Source organism: Arthrobacter sp. TmtSoilC48 (genome assembly GCF_059739425.1).
Window position 1 is genome coordinate 4738585 of sequence record NZ_AP046049.1, and the last position, 14618, is coordinate 4753202.

The 14618-nt window shown below is 62.2% G+C and carries 15 protein-coding genes; 3 read left to right on the forward strand and 12 right to left on the reverse strand.

Going from position 1 to position 14618, the window contains the following annotated elements:
• Window positions 1-133: 133 nt before the first annotated feature.
• Together AC6I97_RS21760 and AC6I97_RS21765 are read left to right on the forward strand one after the other, a co-directional pair.
• Window positions 134-1093, forward strand: coding sequence for a carbohydrate kinase family protein (locus AC6I97_RS21760; protein WP_497946753.1), 960 nt, complete (start codon window positions 134-136; stop codon window positions 1091-1093).
• 307 nt (window positions 1094-1400) lie between these two features.
• Window positions 1401-2750: an MFS transporter gene (locus AC6I97_RS21765; protein WP_497946754.1), complete on the forward strand. Its 1350-nt coding sequence runs from the start codon at window positions 1401-1403 to the stop codon at window positions 2748-2750.
• Window positions 2751-2801: 51 nt separating this feature from the next.
• Here AC6I97_RS21765 and AC6I97_RS21770 read toward each other — a convergent pair whose 3' ends face one another.
• The 10 genes from AC6I97_RS21770 to AC6I97_RS21815 all read right to left on the reverse strand — a co-directional run bounded on the left by AC6I97_RS21770 (window position 2802) and on the right by AC6I97_RS21815 (window position 12063).
• The gene (locus AC6I97_RS21770) at window positions 2802-4262 is read right to left on the reverse strand and encodes an NAD-dependent succinate-semialdehyde dehydrogenase (protein ID WP_497946755.1); all 1461 of its coding nucleotides are present in this window, start codon (window positions 4260-4262) and stop codon (window positions 2802-2804) included.
• 73 nt (window positions 4263-4335) lie between these two features.
• Window positions 4336-5070: an SDR family NAD(P)-dependent oxidoreductase gene (locus AC6I97_RS21775; protein ID WP_497946756.1), complete on the reverse strand. Its 735-nt coding sequence runs from the start codon at window positions 5068-5070 to the stop codon at window positions 4336-4338.
• Between the two features lie 67 nt (window positions 5071-5137).
• Window positions 5138-5479: a hypothetical protein gene (locus tag AC6I97_RS21780; RefSeq protein WP_497946757.1), complete on the reverse strand. Its 342-nt coding sequence runs from the start codon at window positions 5477-5479 to the stop codon at window positions 5138-5140.
• 24 nt (window positions 5480-5503) lie between these two features.
• Window positions 5504-6016 carry a RidA family protein gene (locus AC6I97_RS21785; protein WP_497946758.1) on the reverse strand — a complete coding sequence of 171 codons (513 nt, stop codon included), beginning with the start codon at window positions 6014-6016 and terminating at the stop codon, window positions 5504-5506.
• A 13-nt stretch (window positions 6017-6029) separates the two neighbouring features.
• Window positions 6030-7208: an FAD-dependent oxidoreductase gene (locus tag AC6I97_RS21790; RefSeq protein ID WP_497946759.1), complete on the reverse strand. Its 1179-nt coding sequence runs from the start codon at window positions 7206-7208 to the stop codon at window positions 6030-6032.
• A gap of 1 nt (window position 7209) precedes the next feature.
• Complete coding sequence (locus tag AC6I97_RS21795) at window positions 7210-7977, reverse strand: amino acid ABC transporter ATP-binding protein (RefSeq protein ID WP_497946760.1); 768 nt, start codon at window positions 7975-7977, stop codon at window positions 7210-7212.
• Window positions 7974-8906: an amino acid ABC transporter permease gene (locus AC6I97_RS21800; RefSeq protein WP_224166279.1), complete on the reverse strand. Its 933-nt coding sequence runs from the start codon at window positions 8904-8906 to the stop codon at window positions 7974-7976. Before AC6I97_RS21800 ends, AC6I97_RS21795 begins: the two co-directional genes overlap by 4 nt.
• 11 nt (window positions 8907-8917) lie before the next feature.
• Window positions 8918-9841: an ABC transporter substrate-binding protein gene (locus tag AC6I97_RS21805; RefSeq protein ID WP_497946761.1), complete on the reverse strand. Its 924-nt coding sequence runs from the start codon at window positions 9839-9841 to the stop codon at window positions 8918-8920.
• Between the two features lie 107 nt (window positions 9842-9948).
• Window positions 9949-11106 carry an N-methyl-L-tryptophan oxidase gene (gene solA, locus AC6I97_RS21810; protein ID WP_497946762.1) on the reverse strand — a complete coding sequence of 386 codons (1158 nt, stop codon included), beginning with the start codon at window positions 11104-11106 and terminating at the stop codon, window positions 9949-9951.
• Between the two features lie 3 nt (window positions 11107-11109).
• Window positions 11110-12063 (reverse strand): succinylglutamate desuccinylase/aspartoacylase family protein, encoded by a 954-nt coding sequence (locus AC6I97_RS21815; protein ID WP_497946763.1) that lies wholly within the window; start codon window positions 12061-12063, stop codon window positions 11110-11112.
• A gap of 229 nt (window positions 12064-12292) precedes the next feature.
• Here AC6I97_RS21815 and AC6I97_RS21820 point away from each other — a divergent pair, with 229 nt between their 5' ends.
• A complete protein-coding gene (locus AC6I97_RS21820; RefSeq protein WP_263422280.1) occupies window positions 12293-12880 on the forward strand; it encodes a GntR family transcriptional regulator in 588 nt (195 codons plus the stop codon).
• Window positions 12881-12935: 55 nt separating this feature from the next.
• Here AC6I97_RS21820 and AC6I97_RS21825 read toward each other — a convergent pair whose 3' ends face one another.
• Both AC6I97_RS21825 and AC6I97_RS21830 read right to left on the reverse strand, forming a co-directional pair.
• Entirely contained in the window at window positions 12936-14204 is a 1269-nt protein-coding gene (locus AC6I97_RS21825) for an MFS transporter (protein WP_497946764.1), read from the reverse strand.
• Window positions 14201-14575 carry a MarR family transcriptional regulator gene (locus tag AC6I97_RS21830; RefSeq protein WP_224095110.1) on the reverse strand — a complete coding sequence of 125 codons (375 nt, stop codon included), beginning with the start codon at window positions 14573-14575 and terminating at the stop codon, window positions 14201-14203. Before AC6I97_RS21830 ends, AC6I97_RS21825 begins: the two co-directional genes overlap by 4 nt.
• Window positions 14576-14618: the final 43 nt, after the last annotated feature.

The window sequence follows — 14618 nt, forward strand, 5'->3', positions numbered from 1 at the left end:
CGCCGCCCACCTTCCGTTCCAGCACCGCACAATCCGCTCCAGCGGAACCCCCTTCTCCGTCCGCGGACCTGCCCACAGGTCCGCGGACGGATCCACACCCGGCCGACCAGCCGGCACCGACGAAAGAACCCAGATGCACAAGCCTCCCCCCGGCCCCTCCGCCCAAGACCAGCTGGATGTTGTTGTGATCGGCGAAGCCCTGATCGACATCGTTAATACCCCGGAAGGAACCATCAGCTATCCAGGAGGATCCCCGGCGAATGTCGCCTATGGCCTTGGCCGGCTCGGCGTATCCACGGGGTTGCTCACAGCAATCGGCGAAGACGACCACGGGAACGCCATCACCAACCATCTCCAGAGCGCAGGCGTCCGGCTCCTTCCGGGTTCAACGTCCCTTGAACGCACAGCCACCGCTACTGCCACGTTGGCGGCAGATGGCTCGGCCAGCTACGAGTTCGATATCGCCTGGGAGCTGGCTCCAGTGGCGCCCGCCATGATCCCGAAAGTCCTTCACACCGGCTCCATCGCCACTTTCCTGGCCCCGGGAGCCTCCACCGTCCGCTCCCTTCTTGAGCAAGGACACAAGTCGTGCCTTGTCACGTATGACCCCAATATCCGCCCTGCCCTGCTTGGCAGCCATGCTGAAGCGAAGAGAGTCTTCGAGGACCTGCTCCCGCTCACGGACGTCGTAAAGCTCAGCGACGAAGATGCCCACTGGCTCTACCCGACATCGTCTCCGGACGAGGTCACGTCCCGCCTGCTCGCACATGGTGCGCGCCTTGCCGTCATCACCCTCGGCGCTGACGGCGCCCTCCTCGCCACGGAGAGTGCGAAGTTCAGCATCCCTTCCGTGAAAACCGAGGTTGCCGACACCATCGGCGCCGGCGACTCCTATATGTCCGCACTCATCTTCGGCCTTTTGGCAGAGGGCGAAGAGGGATTTGCGCCGGGAGCACTGGAAACCATCGGAAGAACTGCCTCGATGGCCGCAGCAATCACGGTCAGCCGCTCCGGAGCCAACCCACCCACCGTTTCGGAACTGCAGGCACGGCTGGACATGTCATCCAGCGCAAGGCTTTCTGTTTCGCGGTAACCACGGTCATTCTCCCGATAGGCCTGACTCTTCGATCAAACGGCTGAATCACGACGGCGGCTGGTCGCCCTTTCGGTTCCGAGGAACCAGCGGTTCCCTGGGAACCGTGGCGACCTGCCGCCGTCGTGCGTTTCCCCTCACAGGGACCTTTGACGTATCGCAGGTCACATCGTATGATTAATGAATCGATTCAAGACTCAAGTCGATCCACATGTAACCTTCACCATGCTGAATGAGCACCGCATTGTTCAGTCCTGGATTGGAAGAGTTTTTGTTCCTTGCCAACGACGACAAAGGAGTTCAGCGAATGACCGTCACGCACCGGAGGGATACCCCTTCCACCCAGGACGAGGCCATCGGCCGGAAGGACCCGAAGAAAGCGGCAATGAGCGGCTGGATCGGAAGCGCGCTGGAGTACTACGACTTCGCGCTCTATTCCCTGGCCGCGACGCTGCTTTTCCCAACGATCTTTTTCCCCACGGAGAACCCCACCGTAGGCATCATCGCTTCCCTGGCCACCTATGCCGTGGGATACGTGTCCCGCCCGCTTGGCGCAGTGGTCCTGGGTGCTTACGGTGACAGGCATGGGCGCAAGAAGGTCCTGGTCTTTGCAATGCTGCTCATGGGGTTCGCTACTTTCGCGGTAGGACTCCTGCCAACCTACGGCCAGGTGGGGCTTCTGGCGCCCGTCCTCCTGGTAATCCTGCGTTTGATCCAGGGCTTCGCCGTTGCTGGCGAACTCGGGGGTGCCAGCGCGATGATCGTAGAGCACTCCCCCGATGCCAGGCGCGGCTTCTTCGCGAGCTTCAGCCTTCAGGGCACGCAGGTGGGATCCATCCTCGCCACGGCTGTCCTCATTCCGCTCGCCGCCCTGTTGCCGGATGACCAGTTCCATTCCTGGGGCTGGCGGCTGCCCTTCCTCCTCAGCGCCGTCGTGATTTTGGCCGGCTACATTATCCGCCGCCGCGTGCAGGAGCCGCCCGCATACCTGGCGCAGTCGGAAGAGCCCGGCACCAAACGCCGGTTCCCCCTCGCAGACCTCCTGCGCACCCACCCGTGGGTCCTGGTCCGCTGCGTTGCAATGACGTTCACGAACGTCATCGGCATGGCCACCCTGATCTTCGGCGTATCGTTCGCCACCCAGAAGAGCTATGGCAACGGCTTCTCAAGCAGCGAATTCCTCTGGGTAACCATGGCAGCAAACGTGGCCGCAGTGCTGACTATCCCTTTGTTCGGGGCACTGTCAGACCGGATTGGCCGGCGGACACTCATGGTTGCAGGCGGCATAGCCGGTGGCTTGTTGACCATGGTGTACCTGTGGGCGATCGAACAGGGTAGCCTGCCGCTGATCTTCGTCTGCGTTGTCATCGTCCAGGGCATCCTGTTCCAGATGTGGAACGCCACCTTCGCCACGTTCTTCCAGGAGCAGTTCCCCATGCGGATGCGGGTGACAGGCTTCGCAGTCTCGCAAAACATCGGCCTCATGATCGCCTCGTTCTTCCCCAGCCTGTTCACGGCCATGGCTCCTCCCGGATCAGCGAACATCCCCATGGTCATCGGCCTGACCACTCTGGGCATCTGCCTCGTCTCGGCGCTGGCCACCCTGTTGTCTTCGGACACCAAGGGAAAGACTCTCGAGGACCTTGAGGTCCGCTAGCCTTGGCTTCGCCGGAAGCAGGGTTTCTCCGCCAACGCGGCCCGGATCAGGTCAGAGTTGGATGCCGGTGTATTTGGTTTCCTGGTAGGCCTCAAGGCCTTCAATGCCCCCTTCACGGCCGAGGCCTGATTGTTTGGTCCCGCCGAACGGTGCGGCCGGGTTGCTGATGAGCCCACGGTTGATGCCTGTCATGCCGGCATCAATCGCGTCCGCAACGCGCAGTGCCCTGGTCAGGTCCTGGGTGAAGATGTACGAAGCCAGGCCGTAGGGAGTGGCATTCGCTTCCACGACGGCTTCTTCTTCGGTGTCGAAGGTGTAGATCGCTGCGACGGGGCCGAAGATTTCTTCTTCCCTGATGCTGGCGTCGGCGGGAATGTTGGTTAGGACGGTGGGCTGGTAGTAGTAGCCGGGGCCGTCGATGATCTGGCCCCCAGTGAGGCAGGTTGCGCCCTTGGCGAGGGCGTCCACGACGAGATTGTGGACGGCGGCGCGTTGCTTGTGATCGATCAGTGGCCCTAGACCGGTGCCGGGTTCGTGGCCGTTGCCGACGTTGACGGCGGCGAGGCGCTCCGTGAAGCCTTTGGTGAACTTGGGAGCAATGCCGGCCTGGACATAGATCCGGTTGGCTGCGACGCAGGACTGACCACCGTTGCGGAGCTTGGCGAGGTAGGCCCCTTCGATCGCAGTATCGAGGTCCGCGTCGTCGAAAACGATCAGTGGTGCGTTCCCGCCAAGTTCCATGGAGGTGTTCACGACGTTCTGCGCGGCTTGGGCCAGGAGTACCCGGCCGACTTCGGTGGAGCCGGTGAAGGAGATTTTTCGGATCCGTTCGTCATTCATGATGGCGCTGATCAGATCGCGGGAGTTGCTCGTCACGACGACGTTCACCACACCGGCGGGCACACCTGCTTCCTGGAGGACCTGGGCAAGCAGCAGGGAGGTAAGCGGGGTTTGGGCGGCAGGCTTGAGGATGGTGGTGCAGCCAGCGGCCAAGGCCGGGGCGATCTTGCGGGCGCCCATGGCCAGTGGGAAGTTCCACGGGGTGATCAGCAGGGAGGGGCCGACCGGGCGTTTGGACACTGCCATGTGGTAACTGGAGCCAGGTTCGACGCCGAACTGGCCTTCGGTGTGGATCCGTCCGGCGGATTCTGCGAACCAGCGGAAGAACCCTGCGCCGTAGTCTACTTCGGCTTGGGCTTCGGCCCAGGGCTTGCCCATCTCGTCCACGATCAAGCGGGCGAAATCGTCGCGGCGGGCGACTATGCCCTGATACGTGCGCGCGAGGATGTCGGCACGGTCCCTTGCCGGTGTTGCTGCCCAAGCATCCTGGGCAGCGCAGGCGGCATCCAGTGCCAACGCACCGTCCTGGATAGAGCCGTCAGAAACGTGCGCCACCGTTTCGCCGGTGGCGGGGTTGATGACCGGCAGCGTGGCTCCTGTGCCGGATGATATCCATTCCCCGCCGATTAGCAGCCGGGTTTCAATGAGGTTCAGAGTCGTTCCAGTACTCATGGGCATTGCTCCACTTTCAGACGTTGTTGGGAAGGGGCGCAGGGCCCGACTGATGCCGGGCCCTGCGGGGGGCCTAGAAGGCGGTGTATCCGCCGTCTACCGGGAGCGTCGCTCCGGTGATGTAGGACGCTTCCTTGGATGCGAGGAAGAGGATGGCGTCGGCGATCTCCTCGGGGGTGGCGAGGCGTTGGAGCGGAATTTGGCCCTCGCGCTGGCGGCGATAGGCCTCGGGGTCGGGCCTGCGCTGGATTGATGCTTCGATGACCGGAGTAATGGTTAGCCCCGGAGCGACAACGTTGACGCGGATGTTCCGTGGAGCCCACTCGATCGCGGCGCCCTTGGCGAGCATGATCAGGCCGCCCTTGGCCGCGGAATACAGGACCTGGCCAGGCATTCCGACCATGCCCAGCCGTGAACTGACCAAGACGAAGGAGCCTCCCGCCGCGGGCATCAGTGGCGCGAAGTGCTTCATTACCAGGAAGGCGCTGAGCAGGTTGCTGTGGAGCACATTCTTCGCATCGTCATGGTCCATCTCCGTCAGCGGGCCGGTGACTTGCAAGCCGTGGTTAATGACGACGACGTCGACCGTGCCGAACGCTTCGGCGGCCTGGCGGGCGAGGCTTTCGACAAAGGCTTCGTCGTTAAGGTCCCCCGGGACGTACAGGTCATCGGTGTGCGCGGTATCGAGGTGCTCCCTGCGGCCGGTGAGCAGCAGACGGGCACCTTCGCGACGGAAGTGCGAACTCACCGCCTCACCGATTCCACTGCTGGCTCCTGTCACCACGACAGTGGTTTTGTCTAATCTCAAGTCAGTCACTCCATCGTGAGGTTGATTGTTCGATGTGGGTTGGGGGCGAAGGCCCGTCCCCCAGCGGTTAATTGAGGAATCCGCGCGCGTCCACCGGCCACCGTTCCAGTGGCGCTCCGGTGCTGTCGGTGACGATGTACTCCTCGAAATTGACCACCACCGGGCAGACGTGGTTTGGCACCACGGGTAGCACGCTCCCGACGCGGGGATGGAATCCGTCCCCGGGCAGAGGAAGGAAGCCGTTGTACTCGTTGTGGGTTTTGACGTGTGGTCTGACGTCGAGGTTCTGCTGGGTTGCGAACGCCTGCATCCGGTCGATGTTGTCCTGCATCACGTCGGACAGCACGATTGGTGAGGGCGTATCGATCCGATCTACGAGCGTCCCTAGAGCTTGCTGAATGCGGTTCACGCTGTGTTCCTTATTCTTCATGTCCTATGCCTCCGTGCAGACCATCTGGATCTCGACCGGGCTCCTGCGCGGCAGGCCGGCAACACCGATCGCAGTACGGGCGTGCCGTCCGTTTTCACCCAGCACCCCGATGAGCAAGTCACTGGCTGCATTGGCGACCTGCGACTGCAGGCCGAAGTCCGGTGTACTGGCCACAAAGACAAGCATCTGCACGATGCGGACCTTGTCCAGGTCGCCCACTGCTTGGACGGCGGCAGCAAGTGCGTTGAGCGCTGCATGGCGGGCAAGCTCCTGGGCTGTTTCAAGCTCAACCTCGCGGCCGACGATGCCGGTGCCCAGAAGTTCGCCGTCTTTGTACGGCAGTTGGCCTGAGATGTAAATGCTGGAGTCCACCGAGCGGTGTTGAAGGTAGTACGGGTTGTGAGCGAGGCTGGGCAATTTCAAGCCGAAAGCACGCAACCGGTCATATGGCGAGCCGGACACGCCATTGGCGACCAGCCCGATGCGAGAATCAGCCGGGGTAAAGGGAAGACTCATATCGACGCTTTCACTAGCTGTGGGAAGAGGACTGTCCGGCCGGGGAAACCTGCATACTGTGGACGCTCATGAACCGTTCCGGACGTACGAAATCCAGGCCGTCGAACGTCTGTAATCCGAGTGCCTCCCGGGCGGCGATCTCGCCATATCCAGCGGCCATTTTGAAGCCCCCGCCGGAGAACCCGGTGGCGCAGTAGACCCGGCTACCGGCGTCCAAACGCCCGAGCAGCGGGTTTCGGTCGGTAGTGAAGAGGTCCGGGAACGCATCCGAGCGGACGATGTTTGGATACAGACCGGGGAAGAACTCACTCACCGTCTCGGTCGTCTCCGCAACCTCTGCCGGAGTAAGTTCCCTGGGAACCGCATCCGGGTTCCGTGTAGGCGTTGGCCGGAAATTCAGCGTTGCCTTGACGGTGACCCCGTCAACTGCGGGTGCACCATACATGGATCGGTCTCCGGAGAGCCGCACGAAGACGGGGAACCGTTCTGGAGAGAAGAGTGCGGGATTTTTCGCGACGAACCACGTGAGGAAGACCCTGTTGGGTTGGGTGTGTGCCTGGAGCGACTCCGGCATGAGCTTCTGTGACCAGCCGCCGGACGCGACGATGACATTCTCGAACGTCCAGGACTTGTCCCCGGAGGTCACCACAACGCCGTCTACGGTTTCCCGGATCCCGTCTACCGGGGTGTTGGTTAGTACTCTGGCACCGTTGGCCTCGGCTGCGGAGATCGCAGCCGTGACGGCCCGGTCCGTCCTTAGAGCGCCACCGTTGGGGTCGAATACAGCGATATCGTCCGCACGCAGGTTGTGCTGCGGGTACCGCTCGGCCATCTCGGCATGGGAGAGAATCTGGTGCGCGACTCCGGTCACCCGCGCCGACTCGAGCAGCTGTGGAATGTACGGGCCATTCGCCGTGCCAATGTAGATTCCACCGCAGCGCAAAAGGATGTCCTGTCCGGTTTCGTCCTCAAGCTCGGCCCAGAGCCGTTGGGAGCTGTGCAGGATGGGGTTGAAGCCCGGATTTAGGTTGAGCATTCGGAACAGGCGGGTGTCGCCGCCAACGGCGCTGCGTCCGTGGGCAGGGAGCTGCGCTTCGAAGCCGACCACCGAATCGGACAGCCGGGAGGCCTGCCAGAGGGCCATACTGCCAATGGTGCCGAGGCCGATGACGGCCAATTTTCCATCTGTCATTTCAGAGCACTTTCTCGAGGAAGGACTGGGTGCGGGACTCTTGCGGGTTGGCGAGGACTTCCCGGGCGTCGCCGCGTTCGACGACGTAGCCGTCGTCCATGAAGATCAGGGAGTCGGCCACTTCGCGGGCGAAGCCCATCTCGTGGGTGACCACCACCATGGTCATGCCCTTCTTGGCCAGCTCTTTCATGACTGTCAGGACTTCTCCGACCTTTTCGGGGTCCAGTGCAGATGTTGGTTCATCAAAGAGCATGATCTCCGGGTCCATGGCCAGGGACCGTGCGATCGCCACGCGTTGCTGCTGCCCACCGGAGAGCTCGGCCGGGTATCGGTCACCAAACGCGCCGAGCCCGACACTTGTCAATAGTTCCTGGGCTCGTTTGGCTGATTCCTTCTTGTCCGCGCGCTTGACCAGGACCGGTCCGGACATGACGTTCTCCCGGGCGGTCATGTTCGGAAACAGGTTGAAGGACTGGAAGACCATTCCAACCCTGGTGCGCTGCTGGGCCAGCTTCTTCGCTGGCAGGGCGTGGTAGGCCTTATCGGTTTCGTAGTAGCCGAAGTCCTCGCCGTTGACCTTCAGGACACCGGAGTCCACGATCTCAAGACCGTTGATGCAGCGAAGGATAGTGGACTTTCCCGAGCCGCTGGGGCCGATGATGCAGCAGATCTCTCCGCTGGCGATCTCCAGGTCGATGTCCTTCAGGACTGTCTTGGGCCCAAAGGACTTTCGGATTTTCTGGGCGAGGATAGTGCCGTCGGTGTTCATCGGGCGATACCTTCCGGGTCTGTCAGGACAGCGGGTTTCGACTTCCGGGGAAGCCGGGCGGTTGCGCGGGAGTACTTCTGTTCGAGCTTGGACTGCGGGTAGCTCAGCAGCAGGGTCATGACCAGGTACCAGAGGCTGGCCACGATGAGCAGCGGGATGGTCTCAAAGGTGCGGGCGTAGATCAACTGGGTGCTCTGCAAAAGCTCGGCCACGCCGAGGACGCTGACCAACGACGTTTCCTTGAACATTCCGATGAACTGATTGCCGGTTGCCGGAATGATGGACGGCATGGCCTGAGGGATGATGACCTTGCGCATCCTCATGGATGCGCTCATTCCGAGCGAGTCGGCGGCCTCGAGCTGGCCCTTGCCAACCGCGGAGAAGCCGCCGCGGATGATCTCGGCCATGTAGGCAGCCTGGTTGAGGGTAAGGCCCACGAGTGCTGCGGTGATCGGGCCCATGATCGTGTTGACGTCGATGACAGTGCTGATGTCAGTGAACGGGATCCCGATGCTCAGGTTGGGGTAAAGGGCGGAGATATTGAACCAGAAGATCAGCTGCACCAAGACCGGGGTACCCCGGAACAATGTGATGTAGAGTCCGGCTGTCATGGAGACCGGCTTCACATGCGAAGCCCGCATGATCGCAAGGGCAAGCCCGAGCAAGGTTCCCAGTGCCATGCTCGCAACCGTGAGGAAGATCGTGAGCATGAGCCCGCGCAGGATCGTCTCAGCGAAGAAGTACTTCCCAACGATCTCCCACTTGAAGTTGGAGTTTGTCAGGACGGAGGTGAGAATCCCGACGCCGACGAGGATGCTAAGGATCCACCCTGCATATTCGGAGCGGGTCCGAAGCCGGAGCCGTGGCTTGAGGGCTGCATCAATGCTTCCCATGGCAGCTTTGTTTCCTTTGTCGATTGCCGTTGTCATTCAGGCACCTGCTAGTTCAGCTTGGCGTCGGTGATGGCCCCAAACTCGAGGCCCCAGGTTTTGAGCGCCTCTTTGTACTCCGGGTCCCCGAGGATCGATTGGACTGCTGCCTGGATTGCCGGGGTCAGCGGCGAGCCCTTCTTCAGCGCAACTGCCGTGATGCCGGTTCCCCCGACGTTGAGGGGAGGGGTTAGCATCTGGAAGGAGCCCGGCTGCTGCGTCTGTGCCCAGGCGAGTGCCGTGGTGTCGTAGAGGATGCCGTCGATCCGCTTGGAGTGCAGCTGTACCAGGGCTTCCTGGATGTTGGGCAGCGTCACAGCGTTGATCGCGGGCTGTCCCTTGGAGGTGCAGGTCATCTCGTTCAGGGCCGGAAGGCGCAACAGTTGGCCGGTGGAACCCTGGGTGACGGCGATGTTCTTCCCACATAGGGTCTCGTTCGTGAGTTTCTGCGGGTTTCCGGCGGTCACCCCGATGGAGCTGCCAGCCTTGAAGTAGTCGATCATGTCCACGACCTTGAGCCGGTCCTCGGTCTTGGCCATGGTCGAAACCGTGAAGTCGAAGCGTCCGCCGTCAAGGCCCGGAATGATGGTGTCGAACTTCGTGTCCTCGAACTTCACCTTTACGCCAAGCTTCTTGGCAATAAGCCGGGTGATGTCCGGGTTGAGGCCGATCGGGGTTTTGTTGTCTTCGGCAAGGAAGACGGTCGGCGGGTAGTGCAGGTCCGCGGCCACCGTGAGCTCGCCCTTGTCCTTGTAGGACTTCGGCAGGAGGCTCACAGCCTTCGGATCTGGCTGGACACCCTCCGAGATGTCCCTCAGGCCAAGTTCGGTGGGGCTGGCCGAAGGTTCACTACTGGCGGCGTTGCCGCATGCGCTCAAGCCAATAAGGAGGGCCAGTGCGGCCACAGCGGCGTGGACCTTGTTTCGTGTCTTCATCGTGTTTTCCTTGGAATTTCTTTGGGTTGGGATGGTGGGGTTACAGGAAAGGCGTGCAGTGGTGCCCGCTGGACGCGGTAATGAACGGGACGGAGCCTTGCGTCACCTCACGGGTTCGCCGTCGAGGTCTGGACCGCAAGGAACCGGTCAGGGCTTATGAGCGGGATCGTGTTGTCACTGGCGCCTTGAAGGGCGTAGTCCGCGGCGATTTCGCCGAGCGCAGGTGCAAGCTTGAACCCATGCCCGGACAGGCCCGTGAGGACGGTAATGCGGTCCTCACTACCAAGCCGCCCAACGATCCCGTGGCCGTCCTGGGTGTAGCCCTCCATGTAGGCGGCGACCCGGACAGGATCTGGATAGAGTGCCGGGAAGGAATCGGCGACGAGTTGCCTGAATGCCGTTATTTCGTCGACGGGGACTGTCCGGTCGAGGGCGTCGGGGTCAGCCACCAGACGGTTGACGGTGCCGGACAGGCCTAGTTTCAGCCCGTTTCCGTCCATCGCCGGCAGTCCATAGAACTCTTCAGGCGTTGTGCGTATGAAGCATGGGAAGTTGGCCGGATCAAATGCCCCGCGTTCCTTCGTGACGAACCACGCTGATACCGCCTTGCGAACCTGCAGGAGTGGCGCGAGTTCCGGAAGCAGCTTCGCCGCCCAGGGGCCGGTAGTGACTACAACGTGGTCGTATCGCTCGTTTCGTCCATGGGCGCTGACCCAGACCCCGCCGTTTTTGACTTCCACCCCTTCGACCGGGGTGTAGGTGCGTAGTTGGGCGCCCAGCGACTTGGCCCGGTAGGCGGCCTTCAGCACCGCAAGCTCAGGGCGAAGATAACCTGCTTCACGGTCAAGGACCACGGCGTCACCCTCGTGGAACGGATGGTGCGGCCAGCGGGTGCGTGCCTCGTCGAGCGGAATGATGGAGGCGTCGACCCCGAACTTATCGATGGAGTTGCTGACGTTGGCCATCTGCGATGAGGACTCCCCCAGCATGAGATTGCCGGCAAGTGTGAGCAGATTGGTGCCTGTTTCACCCTCGAGTTGTTGCCAGAGTGCCTTGGCAGTTCGAAGCAGTGGCACGTATTCAGGGTCTTCGAAGTAGGCGGTGCGGAAGATACGGGATTCGCCCGCATGGGCGCTACGGTCATGGGCAATTCCGAACTGCTCGTACCCGACTACATCCACGCCCTGTGAAGCCAGGCGCCAAGCGGACATGCTGCCCGCGGTTCCGAGCCCGATGACGGCCACTCTCTTCTTGGTGGTGCTCATTTCTTAAACCTCCTGGGTTAGGACCATCACGAGTCCGTCAGCGGCGATCGCGGGACTCGTGGTGATGATCATGGGTATCCCGGCTTGATTCGCCCTTACTTCGTGGATGACGTCGCCGAAAAGGTCACTGACCTGTCCAAGAAGCCCGCCCTTGGAGACAGGCTTGCCAAGTTCGACGGTCGGTTGCCACCAACCACGCACCGGCGAGCGAATCCAACTCCACCCTTGCTGGTGCTCGGTCTGGCCACGGGTCTGCTCTACGTCATAGGGGAGCATTCCCAGGGTCGCAGCCACATTCCGCAGGCCCCTGACATGAATGGCGACAGCCTTGGGGTCGATGATCCCGCTGCCTCCTGCCTCAGCGGTGATCGCCGGAATACCGGCATCTGCGGCAGCAGAACTCGTGGTGCCGGTTGTGACCCGCGCATCGGCAGGCTGCCTGATCACATGCTCGGTCCCGTACGCCACCGCGATCCGCCGCGCAGCCTCACCAACGGGTGACTCGTCGTAAATAACTACCGGCTCAATAGCTTCCGGCAGATCTCCGGAATGCAGGTCTATGACGTAGTCGGCTCCCCGGATGAAGCGCTCGAACACATGGTGTGCCAGCACGTCCGAAAAGCTGCCCTTCGGGTCGCCGGGGAAGCACCTGTTCAGATTCTTGCCATCCACTGGAACGATGAAGGGCGTTCGGCCCATGTAAGCCGGGACGTTGACCACGGGAACCGCGGTGATGATCCCCCTCAGTTCCGCAGGATTGACCCCCGAAACGAACTCCCGCAGGGCAGCCATGGCCGCGTACTCACAGCCATGGACCCCTGCGAGAACCGTCAGCCGAGGCCCGGTCTCCCGGCCATGGATCTCGATGTACGGCACATCCAAACCGCCGCCAGGGAGAGCAGGGATGTGGAAGTGGCCGCGAATCACGGGCTCTTGGCTTCCGAAGCCACCATGCATTTGGGTGTCCTATCCGACCGAACTGTCGGACAATCGTGTCCGACATGATTGTTTGATACTATCGTTTGGTGATCTAGTGTCAAGGCCCACTCCAAAGTGCGGGTGGCTGCCATTAGCCGATAGGGGTGTGAGCGCAATGGAGAGTCAACCTTCCTCCGAGCCAGCAAGGACGTCTCTCGCGAGAACGCTCGCGCCTCGGGTTGCGGAGCGAACAACACTCGTGGATCAAGTGGCGCACCGAATCAGGAGGGAAATCATCCTGGGGACCCTCGACCCTGGCCGGCATCTTGTGGAAAAGAGGCTCGCCGAAGATCTGTCCGTAAGCCGCGGGACAGTCCGCGAGGCCCTGACGCGCCTTGCCGCAACCGGGCTGGTCGAATTCTCGCCGGGTTCGGGTAATAGGGTTCGATACTTCAGCGATGGCGACATCGCCGAGATCGGGGAAGTCTTCGCAGCGCTCGAAGGGCGGGCGGCCATGCACGCGGTACTTCCCCCGCCCGTGGAGGTTGAGAAAGAGCTAAGGCGCATCGCCGAGCGCATGCGGGGGCTTCGTCTGCCGGAGGACGTAGACGATCTCATGAGGTTGGACCGTGAGTTCCATGGAACGCTGATGAATCAGCAGCCAAAGACCAAACTGGTGGAGGCATGGCAGAGTCTGGAGTCGCTTCTCGCGGTCATGATGGTGCCGATAATGCGGCGCGGCGTTGGTACCGCCGACAGCCAGGCGGACAGGCATCTCCTGCTGGTCGACGCGGCAATGAGCGGAGAGCCCGAACTGCTCATCAAGGGTCTCGAAGAGCACTACTACCAGATCTGATATCTGGATACAGCGAACGGCCTCTCATGGTTCACAAGAGGCAGCTTGAGGTCCGCTAGCTGGACGACGCTTGGGTCGCCCGCCTCCGCAGCCATGCACGGCGCACCTGCTCGCGGATGGTGCGCTGGCTACGCCGGCTGACCAAGATCACTGCAGCAACGCCGGTGACAAGGACTGCTGCGCCACCAACAGCCACGGCCCATCGGGCACCGAACTCTGTGCCGATCCAGCCCATGAGGGGTGCTCCGATTGCCGTGCCGCCTTGCAGGATGGCCAAGTACAGCGCGAGGACGCGTCCCCGGAATTGGGGCTCGACCGACAGTTGGATGGTGGTGTTGCAGCTGTTGAGGAACGTGATGGAAGCAAGTCCCACCGGGACGAGGACGGCCGCGTAGATCCAGAAAGTTGGCGAGATGCTGGCCAGTAGGGTGAAGACACCGAGGCACAGCGCGCCCCCGAGCATGAAGCGCAGTCGTGGACCCGAGCGGCGGGCCGCAAGCAGGGCACCGGCGAGGGTACCCACGGCCATGATGGAGCCAAGAAGGCCGAATTCTTCAGGTCCCATGCCAAACTCCGCCGTGGACATCAAGGAGTTCGTCACTTGGAAGTTCATGCCAAAGGCACCCAACAGCCCCACCATCAGCAAAATGAGGACCAGGTCAGGGCGTTGGCGCACGTACTGCAGGCCTTCGGTTAATTGGTGCTTGCCGCGGGCCACCGGCGTTGCCGGCTCCAGCTCGGCGGCCTTAACCCGGGAGAGGGAAACGATGACGGCCACAAAGCTCGCTGCGTTGAGAAGGAACACCGGACCCGTGCCGATCCATGCAATGAGCACCCCGGCGATGGCAGGGCCGGTCAGCCTGGCGCTGTTGAAGGATGCAGAGTTCAGCGCCACGGCGTTGGAGAGCTTCTCCGGGCCAACAAGTTCCGACACGAACGCCTGCCGGGCCGGTCCGTCGATTGCGGCAGCCAGTCCCAGGGCAAGGGCGGCGAGGTAGACGTGCCACAACTGGGCCACGCCCGTTACCACCAGAAGGCCAACGATCAGCCCGCAGATTCCCATGGCCGTCTGGGTCCAGAGGAGGATCACGCGCTTGCGGTAGCGGTCGGCCAGGACGCCCGCATACGGCCCAAGAAGGAGCATGGGCAGGAATTGCAGCGCCGTGGTGATGCCCACTGCGGTTCCGGAGTGATTCGTGAGGACCGTCAGGACCAGCCAGTCCTGTGCCACCCGCTGCATCCAGGTACCGACGTTGGACACCAGCGCACCACCAGCCCAAAGCCGGTAATTGGGGCTCTCGAGGGCACGGAACATGGCACTCACTTGGCGCTCATCTCCTGCATGATGCGCGCGGCCCGGCTGAGCGTCAGCCGATCCTCCGCACTGAGTCCCGCTACGCGCTGGGCCAGCCAGGCAGTCCGCTGGCTGCGGGCCTCGGCCAGGACTTCCTGGCCCGCCGGAGTAATGCTGATGTGGACCTGCCGGCCGTCTTCGGGGTTGGCCTGCCGGGACACGAAACCTTGCCCGGACAGGGCGTTCACGATCCGGGTCATCGACGGTGCCTGGACGTGCTCCAGCTCGGCCAGTTCCCGTAACGTCTGCGAACCGGAGTTGAGGTGGGCGAGCACCGTGTACTGCCCAGGGGTAATCACCTCGCCGGTCGCTTCGATTCGCAGCCTGCGTGATGTTCGCATCACTGCGGTTCGAAGATCAATGGCAAGGACGTCGGCTTGAATC

Coding starts and splice junctions, on each gene's coding strand:
- AC6I97_RS21760 (WP_497946753.1), top strand. CDS start 134: ATGCACAAGCCTCCCCCCGGCCCCTCCGCCCAAGACCAGCTGGATGTT.
- AC6I97_RS21765 (WP_497946754.1), top strand. CDS start 1,401: ATGACCGTCACGCACCGGAGGGATACCCCTTCCACCCAGGACGAGGCC.
- AC6I97_RS21770 (WP_497946755.1), bottom strand. CDS start 4,262: ATGAGTACTGGAACGACTCTGAACCTCATTGAAACCCGGCTGCTAATC.
- AC6I97_RS21785 (WP_497946758.1), bottom strand. CDS start 6,016: ATGAGTCTTCCCTTTACCCCGGCTGATTCTCGCATCGGGCTGGTCGCC.
- AC6I97_RS21790 (WP_497946759.1), bottom strand. CDS start 7,208: ATGACAGATGGAAAATTGGCCGTCATCGGCCTCGGCACCATTGGCAGT.
- AC6I97_RS21795 (WP_497946760.1), bottom strand. CDS start 7,977: ATGAACACCGACGGCACTATCCTCGCCCAGAAAATCCGAAAGTCCTTT.
- AC6I97_RS21800 (WP_224166279.1), bottom strand. CDS start 8,906: ATGACAACGGCAATCGACAAAGGAAACAAAGCTGCCATGGGAAGCATT.
- AC6I97_RS21805 (WP_497946761.1), bottom strand. CDS start 9,841: ATGAAGACACGAAACAAGGTCCACGCCGCTGTGGCCGCACTGGCCCTC.
- solA (WP_497946762.1), bottom strand. CDS start 11,106: ATGAGCACCACCAAGAAGAGAGTGGCCGTCATCGGGCTCGGAACCGCG.
- AC6I97_RS21815 (WP_497946763.1), bottom strand. CDS start 12,063: ATGCATGGTGGCTTCGGAAGCCAAGAGCCCGTGATTCGCGGCCACTTC.
- AC6I97_RS21830 (WP_224095110.1), bottom strand. CDS start 14,575: ATGCGAACATCACGCAGGCTGCGAATCGAAGCGACCGGCGAGGTGATT.